The sequence below is a fragment of the Streptomyces sp. NPDC006487 genome (genome assembly GCF_042870555.1).
Taxonomy (GTDB): domain Bacteria; phylum Actinomycetota; class Actinomycetes; order Streptomycetales; family Streptomycetaceae; genus Streptomyces.
In genome coordinates, this window is the sequence record NZ_JBIAHN010000006.1 from 381,316 (window position 1) to 406,215 (window position 24,900).

Below are 24,900 nucleotides of genomic sequence, written 5' to 3' on the forward strand. Positions count from 1 at the left end.
GCCGCGGCCTGCGATGTTAGCGCTAACAAAATTGGCACGGCCAGTGCGATCAGACGTTTCACAAGGTCTCCTCGGGGGTGGAGGTCGCGCGGGGCAGGTCAGCCCTTGGTGGCGCCCGCCGTGAGGCCGCCGATCAACTGCCGCTCGGCGACGGCGTAGAACGCGAGGGCGGGGACCATGGCGAGCACGATGTAGGCGAGGACGAGCGCGTAGTCGGTCGAGTACTGGCCCTGGAACTGCTGCACTCCGACCGGGATGGTCTGCCATTTCGGGTCGTTGAACACCAGCAGCGGCAGGAAGAAGTTGTTCCAGCTCGCGACGATCGCCAGCACCGAAACCGTACCGAGTGCCGGACGCGCCATCGGCAGCAGGATCTTCCAGAAGAAGCGGAACTTGCCGCAGCCGTCCATGATGGCCGCCTCCTCGACCTCCGCCGGGATGGTCCGGAAGAAGCCGCGCAGGATGATGATGGTCATGGGGAGCCCGAAGGCCGCCTGCGGGAGGATCACTCCGAGCGGGTTGTCGAGCAGGTCGAAGTTGCGCAGCAGCAGGAACAGCGGCAGGACGGCCACGGCGAACGGGAACATGAGCCCGATCGTGAAGAGCGTGTAGAACAGTTCCCTGCCCCGGAAGGCGTAGCGGGCCAGCACGAACGCCGCCATCGCGGAGGCCGCCACCGTGCAGCAGGTCGTGCCGATCGCGATGCCCGCACTGTTGGCGATCTGCCGCCAGAACATTCCGTCGCCGAGAATGCCGGTGTAGTTGCCGGCCTTCCACTGTTCGGGCAGCCCGAACGGGTTGGTCGTCAGCTCGCCGGTGCTCTTGAAGCCGGAGAGCACCGCGTAGACCAGTGGCACGACGACGAAGGCGCCGATCAGCCAGACCACGGCGTGCAGCGACAGGCCTCGTACCGTCTTGCGTGCGTTCATCGGCCACCTCCCGAGGTGACGGCCCCGCTCAGGTCACGGCGGAGCACGTAGCGCTGGTAGAAGAGGGAGAAGACCAGGCTGATCATGAACAGCACCACGCTGATCGCACTGGCATAGCCGACCTGGTAGCGCTTGAACCCGAACTGGAACATCGAGATGGCCATCGTCTCGGAGGAGTGGTTGGGGCCGCCCGCCGTCATGACCCAGACCAGGTCGAAGAGCTGGATGGCCCCGATGATCGAAAGGAAGGCGCTGATCCGGATCGTCGGGCCGAGCAGCGGCAGCGTCACGTGCCGGAAGCGCTGCCATGCGCCCGCGCCGTCGATGGCGGCGGCCTCCAGGACCTCGCTCGGGACGCTCTGCAGTCCGGCGAGGAAGAGCATCATGTGGAAGCCGAAATACTTCCAGGTCATGACCACGAACAGGGTCGGCATGACCGTAGAGGGATCCGCGAGCCACTTCCCCTGCAGCCCCTCCAGGCCGAGGGCGCCCGCGAGATGGTCGGCCATGCCCGCACCGGGAAGGAAGATCATGGTGAAGAGGACCGCCGTGACCACCTCGGACAGGATGTACGGTGCGAAGAACAGCATCCGGTAGACGGCCCGGCCGCGCAGCCTCTGGTTGAGCAGGACGGCGGTGAACAGCGCGAACGGCAACTGCACCGTGATCGACAGGGCGATCAGGTACAGCCCGCGCCTCAGATCGCCGAGGAAGACCTGGTCGCGGAAGAGCCTGGCGTAGTTCTCGAAGCCGATGAAGTCGTCGAGGGGGCCGACCCCGCCCCACTTGAAGAAGCCGGTGTAGACGGCGACGACGATCGGTGCCAGGACGAAGACGACGAAGAGGACCAGGGCCGGGACGAGGAACCAGGTGACCGACGCCCAGCTCCCCAACCCGCGCAGGAGCGAGCGTGCCGGCCGGGCGTGCGGGTGCGCCGGCACGGCTTCCTTCGTCCGCTCCTGGGTCAGGGTGGACACGGAGCTAGGCACCCTTCGCAGCCTCGGTGATCGACTTGGTGACCTGCTCGGGCGTCTTCTTGCCCGCGATGAGGTCGGCAACGCTGTCGTTGACCTCCTGGCCCACCGCAGGCGGGTAGGCCTGGTCGAGGAAGAGCTGGAAGCCCGTCGCCTTGATCAGGCTGTCGGCCACCACCCTTCTGTTGGGCTCGGTGAGCTGGCTCTCCGCGCCCTTGACCACCGGCAGGTAGCCGTTGGAGGCCAGCAGCTTGGACTCGTTCTCCAGCACGAAGAACTTCAGGAAGTCCAGCGCCTCCTTCGGGGCGCCCTTGCGCAGCGCGAAGCCGCTGCCACCACCGAACACCTCGGTGACCTGGCCGACACCGCCGTCGACCGTCGGAAAGGGGAAGAAGCCCAGGTCCGCTCCGAGGTCCCCGCCGGCGTCCTTCTGTACCGACGGTGCCCACTGCCCCATCAGCTCCATGGCGGCCTTGCCGTTGCCCACGGTCGCGGCCTGACCGCCGGGGGTGGAGTAGCCGGCGCCGAGGAAGCCCGTCTGGAACGGCTGGAGGTCGACCAGCTCCTTGAGGTGGGTGCCCGCCTGGACGAAGCCGGCGCCGGTGAAGTCCTTGGTGGTCGCGGCCTGCTGCAGCGCGGGGAGGCCCGCGACGCGCATCGCGAGGTAGGCCCAGTAGTAGTGGCCCGGCCACTTCTCCTTGCCCGCGAGGGCGATCGGAGTGACGCCCGCCGCCTTGAGCTTCTTGACGTCTTCGAGGAACTCGGCCCAGGTGGCCGGCGGAGCGGTGATCCCGGCCCGGGCGAAGAGCTTCTTGTTGTACCAGAAGCCGACCATGCCGACGTCGTAGGGCACCCCGTAGGTCCGGCCCTCGAACTGGTAGGCCTGCAGCGAGACCGGGGTGAGCTCGGAGGACCAGCCGAGCGCCTCGGTGAGGTCCTCGACCAGCCCCGCGTCTATCTGCTGCCGCAGGACGCCGCCGCCCCAGGTCTGGAAGACGTCAGGGAGCTTGCCCGATGAAGTGTTGGCCGTCAGCTTGGACTTGAAGGCCTCGTTCTCCAACGAGGTCGTCTTGATGGTGATGTTCGGGTGGGCGGTCGTGAACGCCGTGGAGATCTGCGGGAACAGGGACTTGCCCGGTTCCGTCGTGGCGATGTTCCACCACGCGAAGGTCACCTTGCCGTCGGCCGCCGACCCCGAGCCGGAGCCCCCGCCGCCGCAGGCCGCGGTGAGCGAGACGGACAGAGCGGTCAGGCCCGAGAGCGCGAGGAAGCTTCGTCGACTCGGGGGTGTGCTGGCCATGGGACCTCCGGGGTGGTGACTGCCAGTTCGCTTCGAAAATGTTTCGTAATATTCTCGAATTGGTGCTGCCACAAACTAGGAACGCGAAGCCCACCGGTCAAGCCTTCTTACCGAATTTCCCTTTGCCGCAGCCGACTTATGGCTTGACAACCAGGTGGGCCGACCGGAAACTCTTCGAAAGTTTGCGATACATATCGCTCACACAAAGCGTCAGTGCGGAGGAGAGAATTGAGCGAGCAGCGCCCGACCCTGGCCGTCATCGCCGCTGAGGCGGGGGTCTCCCAGGCCACCGTGTCCAAGGTGGTCAACGGCCGCTCCGACGTCGCACCCGCGACACGCGAACGGATCGAGAGCCTGCTGCGCTCCCACAACTACCTCCACCCCGGCGCGCAGGCCAGGGCCCGCAGGTCCGGCTTGGTCGACCTGATCATCGGCGGTCTGGACAGCGCGTGGGCAGTGGAGATACTGCGCGGCGTCGAAGCCGAGTGCGCCCAGCGGAGCGTCGGCACCGTCGTATCGCTCGTCCCGCCGGGCGAGGCCACGCCTTCGAGCTGGGCCGCACTGCCGGTCCTGCACCACAGCGACGGCGTCATCCTCGTCACCGCCTCGGTCACCCAGGCCCAGCGCGCCCAGGTCGAACAGGCCGGGGTGGCACTCGTCGTCATCGACCCGATCGACCTGCCGGGCAACGGTGTCCCGAGCATCGGCGCGACCAACTGGGCGGGCGGCCTCGCCGCCACCGAGCACCTGCTGGAGCTGGGGCACCGCCGGATCGCCGCGATCGGCGGGCGCAAGGAGATGCTCTGCAGCCAGGCCCGCATCGACGGGTACCGCGCCGCGCTGGAGCGGGCCGGGATCGAGGTCGACCGCGACCTGATCCGGTTCGGCGACTTCCAGCACGAGGGCGGGTTCCAGCGCGCCCGGGAACTGCTCGCCCTCCCCGAGCCGCCGACCGCCGTCTTCGCCGGCAGCGACCAGCAGGCGATGGGCGTCTACGAAGCCGCCCGGCAGGGCGGACTGAGCATCCCGCAGGACCTCAGCGTGGTCGGCTTCGACGACCTGCCGATGTGCGAATGGCTGTCCCCGCCACTGACGACGGTGCGTCAGCCGCTGGAGGAGATGGGCCGGCTCGCCGCCCGAACACTCTTCCAGCTTCTGGACGGCCAGCCCCTGGTCAGCCCCCGGATGGAGCTCTCGACCGAGCTCAAGGTCCGGCTCTCCACCGCCCCGCCCCGTTCCTAGGAGAACTCCTTGACCGAGCCCTGGCGTGACCCCCTCCTGCCCGTGTCCATACGAGTCGCCGATCTGCTGCAACGGATGACGCTGGAGGAGAAGGCGGGTCAGCTCGCCGGCTTCTGGGCGCTGCCCTCGGATCCGGGCGCACCCGTCGCTCCGATGGAGGATGATTCCGGCGAATCCGCGCCCGGCCTCGACGACATCGCCGCCCACGGCCTCGGCCAGCTCACCCGGGTGTACGGCACCGCGTCCATCACCTCGGAGGCCGGGATGGAGCGGCTCGCCTCGCTCCAGCGGCAGGTGACCGGATCCGGCCGGTTCGGGATACCGGCGGTCGCTCACGAGGAGTGCCTGACCGGGTTCATGACGTTCGGGGCGACGGTCTTCCCCGGGCCGCTGGCCTGGGGAGCCTCCTTCGATCCCGGGCTCGTGCGCCGGATGGCCGCTGCCATCGGGGCGGGGATGCGGCAGGTCGGCGTCCACCAAGGGCTGGCTCCGGTGCTCGACGTGGTCCGCGACTACCGGTGGGGCAGGACCGAGGAGTGCATCGGCGAAGATCCCTATCTCGTCGGAGCGATCGGCACCGCCTACGTGCAGGGCTTGGAGGGCGCCGGGATCGTGGCGACGCTCAAACACTTCGCCGGGTACTCGGCCTCGCGCGGCGGTCGGAACATGGCCCCCGTCTCCTCGGGGCCGCGCGAGTTCGCCGACGTACTGGTCGAGCCCTTCGTACGGGCACTGCGCGAGGGGGGCGCCCGGTCGGTGATGAACAGCTACACCGACGTGGACGGCGTTCCGGTGGCCGCCGACGAACGGCTGCTGACCGAACTGCTCAGGGGCGAGCTGGGGTTCAGCGGTGTGGTCGTCGCCGACTACTACGCCGTCTCCTTCCTGGAGTCCCGGCACGGTGTCGCCGGATCGCGGGGCGCGGCCGGCGCGCTGGCGCTGACCGCCGGAATCGACGTCGAGCTGCCCACCGCCCGGTGCTACGGCGAGCCGCTGACCGAATTCGTACGGGCGGGAAGCATTCCCGAGGAGCTCATCGACCGGGCCGCGGAACGGGTCCTGCTCCAGAAGGCCGAGCTCGGCCTGCTCGACCCCGACTGGGAACCCGTCAAGCCCGAGCCGGTCGACCTCGACCCGCCGGAAAACCGGGCACTGGCCAGGCTCCTGGCCGAACGGTCCACCGTCCTGCTCGCCAACGACGGCATCCTGCCGCTGCGGCCGTGCCGCGTGGCGATCAGCGGGCCGTACGCCGACGACCCCCAGTCCTTCCTCGGCTGCTACTCCTTCCCCAACCACGTCGCGCTGCCCGGCGACCTCGGACTGCACATCCCGACGCTCGGCGAGGCGCTCACCGCTGCCGGGTTCACGGTCACCGCGGACGATCCGGACGTGAACGTCACGGTGCTCGGGGACCGGGCCGGCATGTTCGGCCGGGGCACCTCCGGAGAGGGCTGCGACGCCGAGACCCTCGACCTGCCCGGCGACCAGGCCGCACTCGCCTCCACCGTTCTGGACTCCGGGGTGCCGACCGTCCTGGTCCTCGTCTCCGGACGGCCCTACGCGCTCGGCACGCTGGCCGAGCGCGCATCGGCCGTGGTGCAGGCCTTCTTCCCCGGCGAGGAGGGCGGGACGGCGCTGGCCCGGATCATCAGCGGGGCCGCGGAACCGTCCGGGCGGCTGCCCGTCTCCATCCCCCGCCAGGCCGGCGGCCAGCCCGGCACTTACCTGCACGCCCGGCTAGGCGGGCACACCGACTGGAGCTCGGTGGACCCGACCCCGCTGTTCCCGTTCGGCCACGGGCTGAGCTGGACCAGCTTCACCTGCTCGGAGCTCTCCGTGGATCCCGTCGCCGAGACGGACGGGACCGTCGCCGTTTCGGTCACCGTACGCAACGTCGGCGAGGTGGCCGGGACCGAAGTGGTCCAGCTGTACCTCTCCGACCCAGTGGCCTCCGTCGTCCGGCCGCAGCGGTGGCTCGCCGGATTCGCCAGGGTCGAGCTGCGGCCGGGCGCAGCCGCCCGGGTCACCTTCTCGGTCCATGCCGACCGGACCTCTTTCACCGGGCTGGACCTGCGCAGAAGAGTGGAGCCCGGGGAGATCGGCGTGGCCGTCGGACGGTCCAGCGGCGATCTTCCGCTCCACGGCTCCTTCACTCTGGAGGGCCCCGTACGCCACCCCGCGGCCGACCGGGTGCTGTCCGTTCCGGTCGAGATCGTCCCGGCGCCATGACCATGTTGTTCGATGATCCCGTCTTCGGTGATCCCGTGCTGCCCGGGTTCCGGCCCGACCCGTCCGTCTGCCGGGTGGGAGCGGACTACTACCTGGTGACGTCCAGCTTCGAATGGTTCCCGGGCCTTCCTGTTTTCCACAGCCGCGACCTCGTGAACTGGCGGCGCATCGGCTCCGCGCTCGACCGGGCCTCCCAGCTCGACCTCGACGGGTGCGAGCCCTCCCGGGGTCTGTTCGCGCCGACGATCCGGCACCATGACGGAGTCTTCCACCTCGTCTGCACGCTGATGGACGGCCCGGGTCATTTCGTCGTCACCGCGACCGACCCGGCGGGTCCGTGGTCGGAACCCCAATGGTTGGAGGGCGAGGGCTTCGACCCTTCGCTGTTCTTCGACGACGGACCGGACGAGGGCGAAGGGCAGGGGGACGGGGAGGGGGACGGGGAGGGGGAGGGAGACGGCGACCGGGCCTGGTTCACGGCCGCACGAGTCGTGGACGAGGCCGCGGGCCGCACCGAGATCTGGATGCGCGCATACCTCCCCCGGGAACGACGGCTGACGGGACCCGAGTACGTCCTGTGGTCGGGGAGCCACCCCGGCGCCCGATGGTCGGAGGCCCCGCACCTCTACAAGACCGGCGGCACCTACCTATTGGTCACCGCCGAGGGCGGCACCGATGTGGACCACAGCGTGGTGGCCGCCCGCTCCACCCGCGTGACCGGCCCCTACGAGGGCGCCCCCGGCAATCCGGTGCTACCGCCCGCCAAGGGTCCGGTCACCTGCACCGGGCACGCCGACCTCGTCCAAACCCCGAACGGCGACTGGCGGGCCGTCCTCCTGGGCGTCCGCCCCGGCTCCGCCCTCGGCCGCGAGACCTTCCTCAGCCGGATCACCTGGGACGCGGGCTGGCCGGTCTTCTCCCCCGTCGCCCACACGGACCTCCGCCGCCCCGTCCACGACGGCTTCGCCACGCTCGGCGCGGACTGGAGCAGCCTGCGCACGCCGCCGGAACGGTTCTGGACCACCGGTGACGGGCTCCGCCTCCAGCTCCGCCCCGAACGCCTGGGCGAGCGCACCACCCCTTCCCTGCTGGCCCGCCCACAGGAGCAGCCCGACTGCGACGTCTCCACCGAGCTGCGCTTCGCCCCCGCCGCACCGGAGGAGCAGGCGGGCCTCGCCGTGGTCCTGGACGACGACGCCCATCTCCTCTTCCTCCGCACCGCGGAAGGACTCAGCCTCCGCCGCGGGGCCGAGGTCCTGGCCGGCGTTCGGATCCCCCCGGGCCCCGTTCGCCTGGGGGTCCGCATCCGCGGGCTCAGCCACACCTTCACCCACTCGGCGCCCGATGGGGCCTGGCAGGACCTGACCACCGTCGAAGCCACCTTCCTGACCCCGCTGTTCACCAGCATCCAGCTCGGCCTCTACGCCACATCCAACGGCCGTCCCTCCACCAGCCAAGCCCATTTCACGTCCTTCGACATCACGTACCCGGCCCCACCGGAACCGCCGGGCGGGCGCTGACATCGCCGGCGCCGCGGGCAGGTGGTGGTCAGCCTCCGCCACCTGCCCGTTCGCGCCTCGCGTCCGCCCGGACGAACCCCGTTGACCTCGGTGGACGTGGCCGCGATGTACGCCGCCGGAGCGGATCGATCGCCCGGACCAGCTGCGCGCGGTGCGCGGGACGGCCCTGCCGCCGCCGCCCGTCGAAAGTATTGACACGTCAATTGTGAGCGTTAACACTCGTGCGCAGCAGGCAGCCGCCGCGCCGTCCTCGCAGCCCCCGGTCGAGGCCCGACAGGCCATGTGCGCGGCGCCCCCATCCCCCACGGACCATGGAGTTCGCCATGCCGGTTCCGCCCTTCAGTCGCCGCGCCATGATCAAGGCGACCGGCGTCGCGGCCGTGGCCGCTGCTGTCGGCCCCGCACTGGGCACCGTCTCCGCGGCGGCGCAGACACCCCCGGCCAGGTCCGACTTCGGAGTGTCGACGTTCCCGTTCGACCTGGGTCAGGTCCGGCTCACCAGCAGCCGCTGGCTCGACAATCAGAACCGCACCCTGGCCTATCTCCGCTTCATCGACGTCGACCGCCTGCTGTACAACTTCCGCTCCAACCACCGGCTCTCCACCAACGCCGCGGCCCCGACCGGAGGATGGGACGATCCGGCGTTCCCCTTCCGCACCCACGTGCAGGGCCACTTCCTCACGGCATGGGCCCAGGCCTACGCCGCGGTCGGGGACACCACCTGCCGCGACAAGGCCGACCGCATGGTGGCCGAACTCGCCAAGTGCCAGGCCAACAACTCCACCGCGGGCTTCTCCGCCGGCTACCTGTCGGGCTTCCCCGAGGCCGACTTCACCAGCCTCGAAGCGGGCACGCTGAAAAACGGGAACGTCCCGTACTACTGCGTCCACAAGACCATGGCCGGCCTGCTCGACGCGTGGCGCCTCATCGGCAACACGCAGGCCCGCGACGTGCTCCTCGCGCTCGCCGACTGGGTCGACCGGCGCACCGGCGCGCTCAGCCAGAGCAGGATGCAGTCGTTGATGGGCGTCGAGTTCGGCGGCATGAACGAGGTGCTGGCCGACCTCCACCAACAGACCGGTGACGCACGCTGGTTGACCACCGCCCAGCGGTTCGACCACGCGGCGGTCTTCGACCCCCTCGCCGCGAACCTGGACCAGCTGAACGGTCTGCACGCCAACACGCAGGTACCCAAGTGGATCGGAGCCGTCCGCGAGTACAAGGCCACCGGGACGACCCGCTACCGAGACATCGCCGCCAACGCATGGACGATCTGCACCACTTCCCACACCTACGCCATCGGCGGCAACAGCCAGGCGGAACACTTCCGGGCCGCGAACGCCGTCTCCGGATTCCTCGTCGCCGACACCTGCGAGCTCTGCAACTCCTACAACATGCTCAAGCTGACCCGGGAACTGTGGCAGCTGGACCCCGGCCGGGCCTCGTACTTCGACTTCTACGAGAAGGCACTGCTCAACCACGTCATCGGCGCCCAGAACCCGGCCGACCCGCACGGGCACGTCACCTACTTCACCCCCCTCAACCCGGGCGGCCGCCGCGGCAAGGGCCCGGCGTGGGGCGGCGGCACATGGAGCACCGACTACGACACGTTCTGGTGCTGCCAGGGAACGGGCATCGAGTCCAACACGAAGCTGATGGACTCCATCTACTTCCACGACGGCAGCACCACCCTCACGGTGAACCTGTTCCTCCCCTCCGTCCTGGACTGGACCCAGCGAGGCATCACCGTCACCCAGACCACCTCCTACCCGGCCGAGGACACCACGACGCTGAAGGTCACCGGCGGCGTCGGCGGGAACTGGTCGATGCGCGTCCGCATCCCCGGATGGACTTCGGGCGCCACCCTCAGCGTCAACGGCGTGGCCCAGGCCGTCACGGCCAGTCCGGGCAGCTACGCCACGCTCACCCGGTCCTGGACCTCGGGCGACACCGTCACCGTGAAGCTCCCAATGCGCGTGGCCCTCCAGGCCGCCAACGACAGCCCCGGTGTCGCGGCGATCACGTACGGCCCCGCCGTCCTCGCCGGCAACCACGGCAGCACCACGCTGTCCTCCCTCCCGGCCCTGGACCCCTCTTCGATCACCCGAACCAGCGGCACCGCCCTCGCCTTCACGGCCACCGCCAACGGGACGAAGGTCGACCTCGCCCCCTTCCACGACGCCCAGGGCTTCAACTACAGCGTCTACTGGCGGACCGACAGTCCCAGCTTCCGTCTCGTCAACGCGGCCAGCGGACTCGTCCTCGGCATCCGGAACATGTCGACCGCCGACGGGGGCCTCGCCCTGCAGTGGACCGACTCCGGCACCGCCGACCACGTCTGGACCCTCCTCGCCGACGGCACCGCACTGCGGCTGCGCAACCTCAACAGCGGCAAGGTCCTCGGCGTGAAGGACATGTCCACCGCCGACAACGCCCCGGTCCTCCAGTGGACCGACACCGGCACCGCCGACCACCGTTGGACCGTCGTCGACGCCGGCAACGGCTACCACAAGCTTCAAAACGTCCACACCGGCAAGCTGCTGGGCATCGAAGGCGGCTCCACCGCCAACGGCGCCGCGGCCGTACAGGTGCCCGACACCGGAGCCTCCGCCGGCCAGTGGCAGTTCGTCCCCGACGGCGCCAAGCGCATCCAGAACGTCGCCAGCGGGCGGGTACTCGGCGTGCGGGACATGTCCACCGCCGACGGCGGCCTCGCCGTCCAGTGGGACGACAACGGCACCGCCGACCACCTCTGGACGGCAGTCGTCGACACCGGCGGATACCTGCGCCTACGCAACTCCCACAGCGGCAAGGTCCTCGGCGTGGAGAACGGCGGCACCGCCAACGGCGCCCGGATCGTCCAGTGGGCGGCCAACGGCACCGCCGATCGCCGGTGGCGCCTGCGCCACGGCGGCGGCGACACCTTCAAGATCCAGTGCGCCAACAGCAGCCGTGTCCTCGGCATCTCGGGCGCCTCCACCGCCCAGGGAGCACAGGCCGTCCTCTGGGACGACAACGGCACCAACGACCACCTGTGGCGATTCATCTGACCCCGCTGGCCCCGCTGCCCCCGCAGTCGGATCCCCGATCGCCACGGGCCGCTCGCGCGAAGGGAATTCGAGTGCGAGGCGCTCGTATCAGATCGGGCCGACCCTCCCGGGAGCGCCCACCGGTCAGGCGGACGCGGGCAGATCGGGGGCGGACTCGCGCACGGTCAGGCGGGTCGGGAGGATCAGCGGGGTGGGGCGGTGTCCTTCGATGGCACTGACGAGCATCCTGGCCATCTCCTGGCCCAGCGCCCGTACCGGCTGATGGACCGTGGTCAGCGGCGGGCTGGTGTGCCGGGCGCTCGCCAGGTCGTTGAAGCCGATCACCGCGACGTCCTCGGGCACCCGGAGTCCCCGTTCCCTCAAGGTGCGCAGAGCGCCGATGGCCATCGCGTCGGAGGCCGCGAACACCGCGTCGGGATCGGGGTGCGCCCGGAGCAGTCGCTCCATGGCTTCCGCGCCGCCGTCCTCGGTGAACTGCCCGGGCTCGACCCCGAGAAGCGGCAGGCCGGACAAGACCAGACCCTCGGTGAACCCCTGCTCCCGCGCAACTGCGGCCCTGGCGTCCACCTGGCCGGTGATCATGACGGGCCGTCGGCGGCCCGTGCGCGCGAAGTGCTCGGCGGCCAGTCGGGCACCGCCCCGGTTGTCGGCGTCCACGTACCACGTGGGTTCGCCGGTGAGCGGGAGCCCGCCGAAGACGACGGGGAGATCGACCTCCTCTCCCAGGCGTCCCAGCGGATCGTCGCCCCGCAGCGCCATCAGCATGACGCCGTCGGCCCGGCGGGAGCGGAGCAACCGCTCGAACCTCTCCCGGCCGCGCGGGGTGTTGGCCAGCAGCAGGATCAGTTCCAGTTCGGTCTGCTCCAGCGCCGCGCTGACGCCGACGATGACCTCGGCGAAGAACGGGTCCGCGAACAGCCCCGGTTCGTCACTGGAGACCGCCAGGACCACCGCTCCGACCCTGCGGCTCGCCAGGGCCTGCGCGGACGGATTGGGCACGAAATCCAGTTCGCGTACCGCCCTTTGGACGGCCTCCCGCTTGGCGCGGCTGACGTGCGGGGCGTTGTTGATCACCCGGGAGGCCGCGGTGCGCGACACGCCGGCGCGTGCGGCCACCTCGTCGAGGGTGGGCATGCGCTTGGGTGACGGCTCCATCGAAGAACTGCTCCTCGGGCTCACTCGGACGTCGAACAGCGGACGCGAACAGCGGACGCGAACAGCGGACGCGAACAGCGGCCATGATTCCACGCGCCGTCCGGCTTCGGACCTGCTCTCGGGTACCGCCCTTGGTCTCGATCTGGTAGCGCTTCCAACAAATGACGCCATACCGGCCACGCCGGTAATTCCGCGTTCAACCACTTGACACACCCCGGTAAGGACCCCAATCATCCCATCAGCGCGATCCGACCCCTCACCCAAACTGGAAGCGCTTCCACTTCCCCACCCCCACCGGAGGAAGAACCATGCGCAAGTCCGCCCGAGCCGCGTCCGCCCTACTGGCCGCTGCCCTCACCGCCGGTCTCGCCCTGCTCAACGCCGGTCCGGCGTACGCCGCCGACCCCACCACCATGACCAGCGGCTTCTACACCGACCCCGACAACTCCGCCCTGCGGTGGACCAACGCGAACCCCGGCGACGGGCGGGCGGCGGCGATCCGGGCGTCCATCGCCAACACCCCCGCGGCCCGCTGGTTCGGCAACTGGAGCGGAGACATCGGCGCGGCCACCGGCGCCTACGTCGGCCGCGCGGACTCCTACGACAAGTTGCCGGTCCTGGTCGCATACAACATCCCCAACCGGGACATCTGCGCCGGCCAGTCCGGCGGCGGCGCCAGGAGCCGCGCCGCGTACGACGCCTGGATCGCCGCCTTCGCCAGCGGCATCGGCAGCCGCCCGGCCGTCGTCGTCCTCGAACCCGACGCGCTCGGCCACGAGAGCTGCATGACGGCTGCTCAGATCGCCGAGCGCAACGCCATGCTGAAGAACGCGATCGCCCAGTTCAACGCCAAGGCACCCAACACCTGGGTCTACCTCGACGCCGGGAACCCCGGCTGGATCGGCGCCTCGACCATGGCGCAGCAGCTCGCCGCCGCCGGAGTCAGCGGGGCGCGTGGCTTCGTGCTGAACGTCTCCAACTACTTCACCACCAACCAGAACACCTCCTACGGCAACGCCGTCAACTCCGCCCTCGGCTCTTACGGCTACACCAAGCCGTTCGTCGTCGACACCAGCCGCAACGGCAACGGCCCCAACGGCGAGTGGTGCAACCCCGCCGGCCGCCGGATCGGCACTCCCACCCAGCGCGGCGGCGGTGCGGAGATGCTGCTGTGGATCAAGGTCCCCGGCGAGTCCGACGGCAACTGCGGTGTCGGGTCCGGCTCCTCGGCCGGGCAGTTCCTGCCGGAAGTCGCCTACAAGATGGTCTACGGCTACTGACCCGCCCCCGCTCCCCTCCCTCACCGAAGGAACCCCGTGCGTATCCCCCTGCACCGATTAGCCCTGGCAGCGAGCGCGCTCACGCTGCTCTTCGGCGCCGTCGCCCCCGCCTCTGCCGACGCGAGCTCCGCACCGGCATCCCACACGCTTCCCACGAACGCCCGCTTCTACGTCGATCCCGACAGCGACGCGGCCCACCAGACCGTCACCGACCTCCTCCACCGGGACTTCGAGGGCGCCAGGTCCATGGCGAAGTTGGCTAGTTGGCCGGAAGCCGCCTGGTTCACCGACGGCACCCCGGAACAGGCCGAATCCCGTGTACGCGACCTGGTGCGCCGAGCCGAGCGAACCCGGACGGTTCCCGTCCTGGTGGCCTACAACATCCCGCTGCGCGACTGTTCCCAGTACTCCTCCGGCGGTGCACAGTCGGACGCCGACTACCAGGCCTGGATCAGCGCCTTCGCCCGGGGGCTCGGCCGGAGCAAGGCCGTCGTCATCCTCGAACCGGACGGGCTGGCCAACCTCCCCTCCGACTGCGGTCCCGACAGCGACCCCACCGGCGCGATCACCACAGGACGCTTTGCCGACCTCAACCACGCGATCGACGCCCTGGAACGGCAGCCGAACAGCGTCGTCTACCTGGACGCCGGCAACAGCCACTGGCGCAGCGTCGGCGACGCCGCCCAACGCCTCCTCCAGGCAGGTGTCACCCGTACCCAGGGCTTCTCGCTGAACGTCTCCAACTACCTGGCCACCGACCTGTCCACCCACTACGGCACCTGGGTCTCCCAGTGCCTGTGGTTCGCCACCAAGGGCCCGGACTGGGCCAGGGGGCACGCCGACTGGTGCGCGAGCCAGTACTACTCCCCCACGGCGCCGAACGACGGGCAGCCGGGGAACGCCGTGAACGTGGACGACCCGTCCACCTGGCACTGGACCGACCTGTGGTTCCAGCAGAACGTCGGCGCCCCGCCCGCGCAGGAGCTCACCCACCTCGTCGTGGACACCGGCCGCGACGGCCGGGGCTCCTGGACCCCGCCCGCGGGCAAGTACAGCGGCGACCCGCAAACCTGGTGCAACGCTCCCGGTCGCGGTATCGGTGCCCGGCCGACCGCGAACACCGGCGTCCCGCTCGTGGACGCCTACCTGTGGATCAAGACCGTCGGCCAGTCCGACGGCGAGTGCAACCGCAGCATCCCGGGCGGCACCATCGACCCGGAGTACGGCGTCGTCGATCCCGCGGCCGGTGTGTGGTGGCCGGAGCAGGCCAAGTCCCTCGTTCGGAACGCCGCCCCCGCACTGGAGTTCAACACGGCCCCGCGCTGACCAGAGGCGCGAACTGAAGGAAATGCCCGTTCATGGCGGAAACTCGCATGGCGGGATCGCGCCTCAGGGGCCGCCGTTCTGATTTCGCCTGAGCTTCAGCAGCAGCCCAGTCGAGCGATCCTCATCGAAATATTTTCGATGAGGATCGCTCCATGAAAAGCGGCTATTGGGCTATTCAGGGAGGCCGAATTCTCGAAAGCCTTTCGAAACTCTTGACATGTTTCCGTCGCGTTTCCAGACTGAAGCCCAAGGCGATACCCCCCGTCTTCGTCCGGGTGCCGGGTTCCGGCCTTGGATCTTTGCGCCCCCGCCTGTGAGCGCCCTTCCTCAATGGACGCGGGGCCGTTCACGCGGATTCACCCTGCCGCACTCCAATCCCTTCCGCGATTTCTGTCCTGGAGGCTCTTTCATGGGCTCAAATGCCATTCCCCCATCCGCCGTCCGCCGGAGGATCGGCGTTCTTCGTACGGCGCTCGTCGCCGGCGCCCTCGCTTCGGCCGCCATGCTGGTGGCTCCGCCTGCCTCACAGGCCGCCGAGAGCACGCTCGGCGGCGCGGCGGCGCAGAGCGGCCGGTACTTCGGAACCGCCATCGCCTCGGGCAGGCTGGGCGACTCGGCGTACACGACGATCGCCGGCCGCGAATTCAATTCGGTGACGCCCGAGAACGAGATGAAGATCGACGCCACCGAACCCCAGCAGGGCCAGTTCAACTTCGCCGCCGGTGACCGCGTCTACAACTGGGCGGTGCAGAACGGCAAGCAGGTACGCGGCCACACCCTGGCCTGGCACTCCCAGCAGCCCGGCTGGATGCAGAACCTCAGCGGCAGCACGCTGCGCCAGGCGATGACCAGCCACATCAACGGCGTGATGGCCCATTACAAGGGCAAGATCGGCCAGTGGGACGTCGTGAACGAGGCCTTCGAGGACGGCACTTCGGGAGCCCGGCGCAACTCCAACCTGCAGCGCACCGGCAACGACTGGATCGAGGTCGCCTTCCGCACCGCGCGCGCCGCCGACCCGGCCGCCAAGCTCTGCTACAACGACTACAACGTCGAGAACTGGACCTGGGCCAAGACCCAGGCCATGTACGCCATGGTCCGCGACTTCAAGCAGCGCGGCGTGCCGATCGACTGCGTAGGCTTCCAGTCGCACTTCAACAATGACAGCCCCTACAACAGCAACTTCCGCACCACCCTGCAGAGTTTTGCAGCCCTCGGCGTCGACGTGGTCGTCACAGAACTTGACATCCAGGGCGCCTCGGGCACGACCTACGCCAGCGTGACCAACGACTGCCTGGCCGTCCCGCGCTGCCTGGGCATCACCGTCTGGGGCGTGCGCGACACCGACTCCTGGCGGTCGGAGCAATCGCCGCTGCTGTTCGAAGGCAACGGCAACAAGAAGCCCGCCTACACCTCTGTGCTCAACGCACTCAACGCCGGTTCCTCCAACCCCACTCCGACCCCCACGCCCGGGTCCGGACAGCTCAAGGGCGTCGGTTCGGGCCGCTGCCTGGACGTGCCCGGTGCCAGCACCACCGACGGCACCCAGCTCAGCCTCTGGGACTGCAACAACCGCGCCAACCAGCAATGGTCGTACACCGCCGGGGGCGAGCTCAAGGTCTACGGCGACAAGTGCCTGGACGCCGCCGGCACCGGCAACGGCACCAAGGTCCAGATCTACAGCTGCTGGGGTGGCGGCAACCAGAAGTGGCGCCTCAACTCCGACGGATCCATCATCGGAGTCCAGTCCGGCCTCTGCCTGGACGCCACCGGCAACGGCACCGCCAACGGCACCCTGATCCAGCTCTACTCCTGCTCGGGCGGCAGCAACCAGCGCTGGAGCCGCACCTGACGACCTGACACGGCGAAGGGGTGAACCGATGAAGGCCTACGGTGCGGCTTCCCCCGCCCCTCCGCGAAGGCATCGCTGGTGGTCCCGGTTGGCCGCCGTGGTGGCGGCGACGCTCGCGATCGGCATGCTCTTCGCGGTGAAGCCGGCGCCCGCCGAGGCGGCGACGGTGGACAGCAATGCCTGGTACGTCCTGGTCAACCGCAACAGCGGCAAGGCGTTGGACGTCTATGGCGCGGCCACCGCCGACGGCGCGCGGGTCAGTCAGTGGACACGCGACGACGGAGCCAACCAGCAGTGGCCGTTCGCTGGGGCGGCGGGATGAGCTACGCACTCGCATGCACCCGGGCGAACGTCTCCAGGGCTGTCGCGGTCATCTCCGGCGGCGAGATCGGCGGGTGCAGCGGCGGCGCCCAGCCCATCGCCTACTTCGGAATCCACGGCGTCAGCGACTCCGTCCTCACCATCGCACAAGGACGGTCCCAGCGCGCCAGGTTCGTCAGGTTCTTCGCACAGTTCCAGTGACACGCCCGCACCACGGAGTGGAGCCAGGATCATCCTGGCTCCACTCCGTCGTCGTCCACCGATGGCAGCGCTTCCCGCAAGACACCCTCGACTTCGGTCAGTGAGGCAGGTCTGCGGCGAAGGCGGTGATGGCGTCGGCGAGGGCGTGGGGGGCCGTGAGGAAGGCGTCGTGGGCTTCGCCGGGGATCTCGACGAGGCGGGCGTCGGGCAGGGCCTTGTGCAGGCGGCGGGAGACGTCGGTCAGCCAGCGGGGGCTGAGCTCTCCGATCACGAGGAGGGTCGGGATGTTGAGGGTGGCGAAGCGGGTGAGGTCGTCACCGAAACTGTCCATCGCGCGCATCTCGCGGGCCCATGTCGGGGTCATGGATGCACGGATGGCCCAGAACGGGGTCTGGCGGAACTCCTCGATGGCCTCGACGGGGAACTTCAGGAAGTTCCGCAGCCCGAGGGTGAGGGCCTGCTCGGGGTCGCCTGCCTGGACGGCCTCCTCGAAGGGAGCGATGGCATCGCCTCCGACGGGGCCGCCCAGCGGGATGGGGGGCTCGTAGAGGATGAACGCCGCCGGGGGCTGGTGCAGGGCGTGAACGAGGGTGACCAGTCCGCCGTAGGAGTGGCCGAGCAGGATCGCGTCAGGGCCGGCGAGGTCGAGGGCGGCGGCGATGTCGTCGGCCTCCCGCTGGATGGTGTGCTCGCTGTGGTCACCGCTGGCACCCCGGCCGCGGCGGTCGATCGCGTAGGTGGTGAAGTGCGGGGCCAGCAGGTCGGCGAGGATCTGCCAGTCCTGGGCGGCGTTGAGGGCACCGGGGGAGACGACCAGAGGGCGACCCTCGCCGGTGACCGTGACGGCGATCTTTGTGCCGTCGGTGGAGGTGACGTGGGCCAGGCGGGGGGTAGCAGCAGTCATGATCTTCTTCCTTGTGCGGCCGGGCGGACAGCCCGCCCCGCCTGGCCTTGCGGGCGGTACGGAGGAGGCGCCTCCGCATCCACCGTAACATCGAAACGATGTCCACATCGTTTCGATGTGAGATCCTGGAGTCATGCTTGAACTCGCGATACTCGGCTTCCTCGCCGCAGGCCCCCTGCCCGGTCACGAGCTGCGCCGCCGCATCACGCACCTGACCGGCTACAGCCGTCCGGTCAGCGACGGCACCCTCTACCCTGCGATCAACCGGCTGACGAAGGCCCGGATGATCGAACGGCGCCCCGCACCAGAGGCGGGCGGCGGCCGGTACGTGCTCAACCTGACCGCGGCGGGACGCGAGGACATGCTGCGGCGGCTGCGGGAACCTGCCGAGCACGAGATCACCGACTTCTCCCGCTGGTTCACGATCCTGGCGTTCCTCTCGCGGCTGCCCGACAGCGCCGAGCAGCACGCCGTGCTGCGCCGCCGCCTGGACTTCCTGGAGGCTCCCGCCAGCTTCTTCTACGACGGCGACACCCCGCTGCGCGCCGAGCAGGTCACCGACCCTTACCGGCGCGGCATGCTGCTCACCGCCCGCGCCACCAGCCGCGCCGAACGCGCCTGGCTCCACGAGATCCTGGACGGCGACGGCAGCCGAGCAGCGGACGAACAACCCCACCCACAGACCCACACCCGTGATCGGAAGGACTGAACATGCTTGCGTCCTGGTACGACCAGCAGGGCCCGGCCGCCGAAGTGCTCCAGTTCGGTGAGCTGCCCGACCCCACCCCCGGCCCCGGTGAGGTCCGTGTCCGAGTCACCGTCTCCGGCGCCAACCCCGGCGACACCAAGAAGCGGCGGGGCTGGACCGGCTCGGCCATGCCCTATCCGCGGGTGATCCCGCATAGCGACGCCGCCGGCATCATCGACGCCGTGGGCGACGGCGTCGACGCGCGCCGCGTCGGGACGCGCGTATGGGTGTACGGCGCCCAGTCCTACCGCCCCTTCGGCACCGCCGCCCAGTACACCGTCGTCCCCGGCGACCTCGCCGTCCCCCTGCCCGACCACCTGTCCGACGATCTCGGCGCGAGCCTGGGCATTCCCGGTATCACGGCGCACCGCACTGTCTTCGCCGACGGTCCCGTCGACGGCAAACTGGTGCTGGTCAACGGCGTCCTCGGCGGGGTCGGCTCACTGGCCGCCCAGCTCGCCCGCTGGGGCGGCGCCACGGTCATCGGTACCGTCCGCCGCGGCACCGAACTGAACCGGATCGACCCCGCAGTCGTCTCCCACGCCGTCGCCCTCGACTCAGGCGACCCCGCCGCCGCGATCCGCGCCCACGCACCCGACGGCGTGGACCGGATCATCGAGGTTGCCCTGTCCGACAACGCCGACCTGGACGACGCCGTCGCAGCGAACGGCGCGGTCATCGCCGCCTACGCCACCCGCGACGACCGCACCGAGATCCCGTTCTGGACCCTGCTGTTCAACAACGTCACCCTGCGCCTGCTCGGCAGCGACGACTTCCCCGCCGAGGCCAGGCGCCAGGCCGCCCGCGACCTCACCGCCGCGGCCGCCGTCGGCGCCCTCACCATCGATGTCGGCGACCGCTTCCCGCTCGCCGACATCGCCGAGGCCCACGACCGCATCGACGCCGGCGGTCGCGGGCGCGTCCTGATCGAGAGCCCCCAGTAAAGAAATTCCGGCGTGATCGAGGTGGGACACCATGGTGGACCCGGTACTCCCGCCGGAGGAATATCAGGAGCGGGCGGGCAGGGCGTGGTGATCGTTCAGGAACAGAGTGCTCCGTTGAGCGTGTAGCGCGCCGGCATCGCGTTGGTACCCGAGTACGTCGCCTGGAAGCCGAAGCTCACGCTGCCGCCGGGTGCCAGTGTTCCGTTCCATCCCGTGTCCCGGGCGGTGACCGTGCTGCCCGACTGGCTCACCGTGGCGTTCCAGGCGTTGGTGATCCGCTGGTCACCCGCGAAGCTCCAGCCGAGGGTCCACCCGGAGATCGCCGAGGCTCCGGTGTTCTTCACCGTCACCGTCGCCGTGAAACCGTTGCCCCAGGCGTTGTCGATCCGGTACGCCACCGTGCAGGAGGCCGCCGAAGCGTCGTCGTCCGCCTCCGTCGCCGTGAACGTCGCCGACTGCACGCCAGGACCACCGACCGTGAATGTCGCGCTGCCCGACGACGCGTCGGGGTCCGGCGCGGCGAGGACCGAAACCTGCTGCGCCGTCGCCCAGTCGGCCGGGGTGAACACCAAGGTCGCGGCTGCCGACAGATCCTCGTCGCCCGAGTTCCGGGCCACCGTCACCGTCACGTTCTGCGCGGGCGCGGTTGCGAGCCGCACGCCCACCGGCGCCGAGCCGCCCTCCGGGACCGTCACGGCCGCCGGTGTGACCTGGACCACGGGCACTGGCGGAGCGCTGCGCCGCTCAGCCGCGAAGGCCGCCAGCCAGGCCAGCGAGGCATTCCAGTTGATGGCCACCTCGTTGGTGGAATACGAGCCGATGTCGTCCACGTAGCACGCCGCCGGTGCGCAGCCCGCCAGCTTCTCCTTGGCCACCGGGTCCTCCAGCCCGGCGTTCGGCCCTCCCGCGAAGGAACCGGCCGGCGGGTGCGGCAGCGAGGCGTCGTTCTGATGCGCCCAGAACCGGTGGTGCTGGTTCTCGGAGGAGCGGTCGCCGTAGCCGGTGACGTAGGAGAGGTCGAGCGCGTTGCGGCCGAGCAGGTAGTCCAGGGACTCCAACGCTCCTGCGCGATAGCGTTGTTGCCCGGTGATCTCGTATGCGACGGCCAGCACCATCGCGTTGTTGGTGACGGAGCTGTTGGAGCCCCACACGTACCCGGTGGCGGCGAGGGGCACGGCGTAGCCCTGTCCGGCCATGGTGGACAGATGACCATCGGCGGCCGTGGTCAGCAGGCCGCGCAGCCGGGACACGTCGTCGGCGGGCAGGGTCACACGGGGGACGGTGGCAAGGGTGATGCGGCCGAGCGTCGCGGTGCCGCCCCACCAGAACGCGTCGACGGGCTTGGTGTGGTGCGGGGAAGAGGTGACGGCGTCCCGGTACTGGGACTCGCCCGTGGTGGCCAGGAGTTCCGCCGCCGCCCAGTAGAACTCGTCGGAGACGTCGGCGTCCTCGTACGCACCGCCACCGGTGTTGTCGCTTGCCAGGGCGAGCACGTTCGGGTTTGCCTTGGCGGCCGTCCAGGCGCGGCGGGCCGCGTCCAGGCAGCGCGCGGAGAACGCGGCGTCGTACGGCGCGTACACCCGGGCACACTGCGCTGCCGAGGCCGCCAGGTTCAGCGTCGCGGCGGTCGACGGCTTGTGCAATTCACGCTGTTCTGCATCGAGTTCGGGTCGGGTCGGCAGGGCCGTCCACTTGGCGTCGTGCATCTTGTGGAAAGCCATCCCGGCCGTCGGCTTCCCCGCCGGGACCTGCATCCGCAGCAGGAACTCCAGCTCCCAGCGGGCCTCGTCCAGTACGTCCGGCGTCCCGTTGCCACGCTCCGGCACCCTCAGCGTCGCGTCGCCGAGCGCCGCGTCACCGCCCGAACGGCGGGCCCTTTCGAAGGAGTTGACCATCTCCCAGACGGATATCCCTCCGTTGACCACGTACTTGCCCTGGTCGCCGGCGTCGTACCAGCCTCCGCGCACGTCCAGTTGGTAGTCGCACACCCCGGCCTGGCAGGGGACGCCGGTGTCGCCCTTGTTCGGGGCGACGCCCAGGTGCCCGGCGGGGCGGGCGTAGGCACTGCCGCCCGCCAGGGCGGCGTCGATCGCGATGCCGCTGCGCTGCTGGTAGAAGAACGACATGCTGTCGGCGCGCAGTCCGTCGTACAGCGATGCGGAGATGTCGAAGGGGTGGCTGGTCCGGCCGCCGACGACCAGGGTGTAGCCGGTGCCGGTGCCGGTGTACGCGCCGAAGTCCACCAGGTGCGTGGACTGGCCGGACGCCTGGTCGGCGCCGCGCACCGTGGTGGCGCCCGAGGCGGCCACCGCGCCGGAGACGTCGCGCAGTTGCCAGGCGAGCGGGGCGGTCGCGGAGCCGGCCACGGTGGCCCGCTTGGGGCCGTCGGGCAGGTAGCCGAGCTGGTTGACCCGGACGGGCGTGTCCGCAGCGGCTGCCACGGTGGCGGCAGCCGCGACCGGAACGGTCAGGGCGGTCGTGGACAGGCCGCCGACGGCCAGCGCGAGGCCGGCGAGCACGGCGGCCGCGCGACGTGGCACGCCGCGGACGGAGGTGACAGGAGGCACGGTGAAGCCTTCCTCGGGGGTGGGGGGTCGGAGTGGGAGCGCTCCCAATGAAGCCAGGCGCCGGACTGCACCGTCAAGATGCCTGTACCAAGAGGGAGTTGACCCGCCTTCGCCGAGGCGGGCCGACTGCCACGACGGCGGCTTCAGACGTTCGGGGTGTGAGGGGCGTTGCCGTAGTAGGCGTCCGGTCCGTGTTTGCGGGTGAAGTGCCGCTCCAGCAGATGCTTCGGCGGTTCGGAGGCTTCCCCGAGGCGGGACCCCAGCGCCAGCGTGTGCAGCGCCATCTCCGCCACGGCCTCGCAGACGACGGCGTTCTCCAGCGCCGCCTTCGCGGTGGCACCCCAGGTGAAGGGTCCGTGTCGTGAGACGAGCGCTCCGGGGACCTCGTCGGCCCTTCGGGGGTCACCGTCGAGCCGGGCGACGATCACCTGTCCGGTGTTGTACTCGTAGTCCCGCGCGCACTGCTCGGCGGTGAGGTCCTCGGTCACGGGAACGGGTCCGTTGAAGGTGTCGGCGTGCGTCGTGCCGAGTACGGGGATCGGGCGCCGCGCCTGAGCGAAGGCGACGGCATGCGTCGAGTGCGTGTGGGTGACGCCGCCGATGGAAGGGAAGGCCCGGTAGAGGCACCGATGGGTTTCGGTGTCGGTGGACGGCCTGAGGCGTCCCCCGACGACCCGCCCGTCCTCCAGCGCCACCACCACCAGGTCCTCCTCGGTGAGGTCGGCGTAGGAGACGCCGGACGGCTTGATGACGAAGACGCCCGCGTCTCGGTCCACTCCGCTGACGTTTCCCCAGGTGAGGGTGGCCAGACCGGCCTCCGGGATGCGCAGGTTGGCCGCGAGGACCTCACGACGGAGGTCCCCCAGGAAGGTCTCGCTCACTACGCTCTCACCATCTCTCCGGCATGCGCGGCGGGTTTCTCCGGGACCGCTGCCCGGCAGGCCCCCGCGGTCGCGCATGAATGGACTGGACTGATCGGGGCCGCAGCACATCGCGGCTGGCCCACCTCGGCCGTCCCGATCAGATTGTGAGCGCTAACAAGCAACAATCTCAAGAGGTACGAGGAGATTCCTGCCCACAGCATGCGATCAACGCTGCATAATGTGAACGCAAACATCTACACCTGGTCGACAATCCTCCGGTCGGTCCGAGATGTGTGCGGGCCGCGCCTGGTTCGGTACCTTGGGGGAAGGCCGCTCGATGAGGAAAGGAAGAGAGTTGACCCAGCTCCCAGACGTCTCGCGAGCGCCCACGATGACGGACGTCGCGCGCGTTGCCGGTGTGTCCCATCAGACCGTTTCGCGGGTGCTCAGCGACCACCCGAACGTCAGCGCCAAGACCCGGGCCGCGGTGACTCAGGTCATCGAGCAGCTGGGGTACCGCCGCAATTCGGCGGCCAGGGCTCTGGCCACCCGCCGGACCCACACGCTGGGCGTCATCGCGGTGAACACCACTCTGCACGGCCCCGCCAGCACCGTGGCGGGAGTGCAGGAAGCCGCTCGGGACCGCGGCTACCTGACGTCCGCCGTCACGCTTCGGACCGCCACGCAGACGGCTCTCGCCGAGGCCATGCAGCACCTCGCCGGATGGGGCGTGGAGGGCATCGTCGCCGTCACTCCGCAACGCGCCGCGGTGCGCGCCCTGGCGGCATTGGAGGCACCGTGCCCCGTGGTCACCGTGGAAGGCGGCCACACCCTCGACCTGCCCGGGGTGTCCCTGGACCAGAACCTCGGTGCCCGCATGATCACGGAGCACCTTCTCGCGTCGGGCCACGCCACGGTGTGGCACGTGGCGGGCCCCCCCGACTGGCTGGAGAGCGAGGCCCGCACACAGGGGTGGGAGGACGCGCTGCGCGATGCCGGCGCCGAGGTGCCGCCCGTTCTGCGAGGCGACTGGAGTCCACTGTCGGGATACCAGGCCGGCCAGCAGCTGGCGGGGCGGGTCCTGGCATCACGAGGGCAGGGAGCCGGACTCACCGCGGTGTTCGTCGCCAACGACCAGATGGCCCTCGGTGTCCTACGGGCCCTGCGGGAAGCGGGCCTGCGGACGCCCGAGGACGTGGCGGTCGCCGGCTTCGACGACATCCCCGAGGCGGAGTTCTTCCCGCCCCCGCTGACGACGATCCGCCAGGACTTCGCCTCGCTCGGCCGCGACAGCATCGGGCTGCTCCTGGACCACATCGAGGGCAGGACCGACGAGTCGACCCACCTGGTGGTGGCGCCCGAGCTCATCGTGCGCGCCAGCACGGCCCGCAGGATCGCTCCCCCCGGCGAATGACCCCCACGTGCCCGGCGGTTGACCCCTCTCTCAGGAGGCCGGGCCCCGGGGCACCTTCTTACGCGGGAAACCGGGCGCAGG

The 24,900-nt window shown here is 70.0% G+C and carries 19 protein-coding genes; 12 read left to right on the forward strand and 7 right to left on the reverse strand.

Features of this window, described 5'->3' with window-relative positions:
- Positions 1-98 precede the first annotated feature (98 nt).
- From ACFYM0_RS12970 to ACFYM0_RS12980, 3 genes are read right to left on the reverse strand one after another with little or no spacing between them, the layout of a single operon-like run.
- A complete protein-coding gene (locus ACFYM0_RS12970) occupies positions 99-929 on the reverse strand; it encodes a carbohydrate ABC transporter permease (RefSeq protein ID WP_388500134.1) in 831 nt (276 codons plus the stop codon).
- Positions 926-1,906 carry a carbohydrate ABC transporter permease gene (locus ACFYM0_RS12975; RefSeq protein ID WP_388500135.1) on the reverse strand — a complete coding sequence of 327 codons (981 nt, stop codon included), beginning with the start codon at positions 1,904-1,906 and terminating at the stop codon, positions 926-928. The genes ACFYM0_RS12970 and ACFYM0_RS12975 overlap by 4 nt, the downstream gene beginning before the upstream one ends.
- Positions 1,907-1,910: 4 nt before the next feature.
- Positions 1,911-3,203, reverse strand: coding sequence for an extracellular solute-binding protein (locus ACFYM0_RS12980; protein ID WP_388500137.1), 1,293 nt, complete (start codon positions 3,201-3,203; stop codon positions 1,911-1,913).
- Positions 3,204-3,431: 228 nt separating this feature from the next.
- Here ACFYM0_RS12980 and ACFYM0_RS12985 point away from each other — a divergent pair, with 228 nt between their 5' ends.
- The 4 genes from ACFYM0_RS12985 to ACFYM0_RS13000 all read left to right on the forward strand — a co-directional run bounded on the left by ACFYM0_RS12985 (position 3,432) and on the right by ACFYM0_RS13000 (position 11,244).
- Complete coding sequence (locus tag ACFYM0_RS12985; protein WP_363178598.1) at positions 3,432-4,445, forward strand: LacI family DNA-binding transcriptional regulator; 1,014 nt, start codon at positions 3,432-3,434, stop codon at positions 4,443-4,445.
- 9 nt (positions 4,446-4,454) lie between these two features.
- Entirely contained in the window at positions 4,455-6,674 is a 2,220-nt protein-coding gene (locus ACFYM0_RS12990) for a glycoside hydrolase family 3 N-terminal domain-containing protein (RefSeq protein ID WP_388500140.1), read from the forward strand.
- Complete coding sequence (locus ACFYM0_RS12995) at positions 6,671-8,194, forward strand: glycoside hydrolase family 43 protein (protein ID WP_388500141.1); 1,524 nt, start codon at positions 6,671-6,673, stop codon at positions 8,192-8,194. Before ACFYM0_RS12990 ends, ACFYM0_RS12995 begins: the two co-directional genes overlap by 4 nt.
- Positions 8,195-8,517: 323 nt before the next feature.
- Positions 8,518-11,244 carry a beta-L-arabinofuranosidase domain-containing protein gene (locus ACFYM0_RS13000; protein ID WP_388500144.1) on the forward strand — a complete coding sequence of 909 codons (2,727 nt, stop codon included), beginning with the start codon at positions 8,518-8,520 and terminating at the stop codon, positions 11,242-11,244.
- A gap of 123 nt (positions 11,245-11,367) precedes the next feature.
- Here ACFYM0_RS13000 and ACFYM0_RS13005 read toward each other — a convergent pair whose 3' ends face one another.
- Entirely contained in the window at positions 11,368-12,399 is a 1,032-nt protein-coding gene (locus ACFYM0_RS13005) for a LacI family DNA-binding transcriptional regulator (RefSeq protein ID WP_388500146.1), read from the reverse strand.
- Positions 12,400-12,707: 308 nt separating this feature from the next.
- Here ACFYM0_RS13005 and ACFYM0_RS13010 point away from each other — a divergent pair, with 308 nt between their 5' ends.
- The 5 genes from ACFYM0_RS13010 to ACFYM0_RS13030 all read left to right on the forward strand — a co-directional run bounded on the left by ACFYM0_RS13010 (position 12,708) and on the right by ACFYM0_RS13030 (position 17,379).
- Positions 12,708-13,679 carry a glycoside hydrolase family 6 protein gene (locus tag ACFYM0_RS13010; protein ID WP_388500149.1) on the forward strand — a complete coding sequence of 324 codons (972 nt, stop codon included), beginning with the start codon at positions 12,708-12,710 and terminating at the stop codon, positions 13,677-13,679.
- A 36-nt stretch (positions 13,680-13,715) separates the two neighbouring features.
- Positions 13,716-15,005: a glycoside hydrolase family 6 protein gene (locus ACFYM0_RS13015; RefSeq protein WP_388500151.1), complete on the forward strand. Its 1,290-nt coding sequence runs from the start codon at positions 13,716-13,718 to the stop codon at positions 15,003-15,005.
- Positions 15,006-15,414: 409 nt separating this feature from the next.
- Positions 15,415-16,857 (forward strand): endo-1,4-beta-xylanase, encoded by a 1,443-nt coding sequence (locus ACFYM0_RS13020; RefSeq protein ID WP_388500154.1) that lies wholly within the window; start codon positions 15,415-15,417, stop codon positions 16,855-16,857.
- Positions 16,858-16,954: 97 nt separating this feature from the next.
- Entirely contained in the window at positions 16,955-17,179 is a 225-nt protein-coding gene (locus ACFYM0_RS13025) for an RICIN domain-containing protein (RefSeq protein ID WP_388500226.1), read from the forward strand.
- Positions 17,176-17,379, forward strand: a complete 204-nt coding sequence (locus ACFYM0_RS13030; RefSeq protein WP_388500156.1) for a hypothetical protein — start codon at positions 17,176-17,178, stop codon at positions 17,377-17,379. Before ACFYM0_RS13025 ends, ACFYM0_RS13030 begins: the two co-directional genes overlap by 4 nt.
- A 97-nt stretch (positions 17,380-17,476) precedes the next feature.
- Here the strand turns inward: ACFYM0_RS13030 and ACFYM0_RS13035 are convergent, their stop codons facing one another.
- A complete protein-coding gene (locus tag ACFYM0_RS13035) occupies positions 17,477-18,283 on the reverse strand; it encodes an alpha/beta fold hydrolase (RefSeq protein WP_388500159.1) in 807 nt (268 codons plus the stop codon).
- Between the two features lie 133 nt (positions 18,284-18,416).
- Here ACFYM0_RS13035 and ACFYM0_RS13040 point away from each other — a divergent pair, with 133 nt between their 5' ends.
- Positions 18,417-18,992 carry a PadR family transcriptional regulator gene (locus tag ACFYM0_RS13040; protein WP_388500162.1) on the forward strand — a complete coding sequence of 192 codons (576 nt, stop codon included), beginning with the start codon at positions 18,417-18,419 and terminating at the stop codon, positions 18,990-18,992.
- Positions 18,993-18,994: 2 nt separating this feature from the next.
- The gene (locus ACFYM0_RS13045; protein ID WP_388500165.1) at positions 18,995-19,975 is read left to right on the forward strand and encodes an NADPH:quinone reductase; all 981 of its coding nucleotides are present in this window, start codon (positions 18,995-18,997) and stop codon (positions 19,973-19,975) included.
- Positions 19,976-20,070: 95 nt separating this feature from the next.
- On the opposite strand, the gene ACFYM0_RS13050 is transcribed toward ACFYM0_RS13045, so the two are convergent.
- Positions 20,071-22,542: a glycoside hydrolase family 9 protein gene (locus tag ACFYM0_RS13050; RefSeq protein WP_388500168.1), complete on the reverse strand. Its 2,472-nt coding sequence runs from the start codon at positions 22,540-22,542 to the stop codon at positions 20,071-20,073.
- Positions 22,543-22,685: 143 nt separating this feature from the next.
- A complete protein-coding gene (araD, locus tag ACFYM0_RS13055) occupies positions 22,686-23,423 on the reverse strand; it encodes an L-ribulose-5-phosphate 4-epimerase AraD (RefSeq protein WP_388500170.1) in 738 nt (245 codons plus the stop codon).
- Positions 23,424-23,742: 319 nt separating this feature from the next.
- Here araD and ACFYM0_RS13060 point away from each other — a divergent pair, with 319 nt between their 5' ends.
- Positions 23,743-24,819, forward strand: a complete 1,077-nt coding sequence (locus ACFYM0_RS13060) for a LacI family DNA-binding transcriptional regulator (protein WP_374777184.1) — start codon at positions 23,743-23,745, stop codon at positions 24,817-24,819.
- Positions 24,820-24,900: the final 81 nt, after the last annotated feature.

Bases quoted from the DNA above. Each gene is read 5' to 3' on its own strand.
- ACFYM0_RS12970 (WP_388500134.1), bottom strand. From the start codon at position 929: ATGAACGCACGCAAGACGGTACGAGGCCTGTCGCTGCACGCCGTGGTC.
- ACFYM0_RS12980 (WP_388500137.1), bottom strand. From the start codon at position 3,203: ATGGCCAGCACACCCCCGAGTCGACGAAGCTTCCTCGCGCTCTCGGGC.
- ACFYM0_RS12995 (WP_388500141.1), top strand. From the start codon at position 6,671: ATGACCATGTTGTTCGATGATCCCGTCTTCGGTGATCCCGTGCTGCCC.
- ACFYM0_RS13000 (WP_388500144.1), top strand. From the start codon at position 8,518: ATGCCGGTTCCGCCCTTCAGTCGCCGCGCCATGATCAAGGCGACCGGC.
- ACFYM0_RS13005 (WP_388500146.1), bottom strand. From the start codon at position 12,399: ATGGAGCCGTCACCCAAGCGCATGCCCACCCTCGACGAGGTGGCCGCA.
- ACFYM0_RS13010 (WP_388500149.1), top strand. From the start codon at position 12,708: ATGCGCAAGTCCGCCCGAGCCGCGTCCGCCCTACTGGCCGCTGCCCTC.
- ACFYM0_RS13020 (WP_388500154.1), top strand. From the start codon at position 15,415: ATGGGCTCAAATGCCATTCCCCCATCCGCCGTCCGCCGGAGGATCGGC.
- ACFYM0_RS13030 (WP_388500156.1), top strand. From the start codon at position 17,176: ATGAGCTACGCACTCGCATGCACCCGGGCGAACGTCTCCAGGGCTGTC.
- ACFYM0_RS13035 (WP_388500159.1), bottom strand. From the start codon at position 18,283: ATGACTGCTGCTACCCCCCGCCTGGCCCACGTCACCTCCACCGACGGC.
- ACFYM0_RS13040 (WP_388500162.1), top strand. From the start codon at position 18,417: ATGCTTGAACTCGCGATACTCGGCTTCCTCGCCGCAGGCCCCCTGCCC.
- ACFYM0_RS13045 (WP_388500165.1), top strand. From the start codon at position 18,995: ATGCTTGCGTCCTGGTACGACCAGCAGGGCCCGGCCGCCGAAGTGCTC.
- ACFYM0_RS13060 (WP_374777184.1), top strand. From the start codon at position 23,743: ATGAGGAAAGGAAGAGAGTTGACCCAGCTCCCAGACGTCTCGCGAGCG.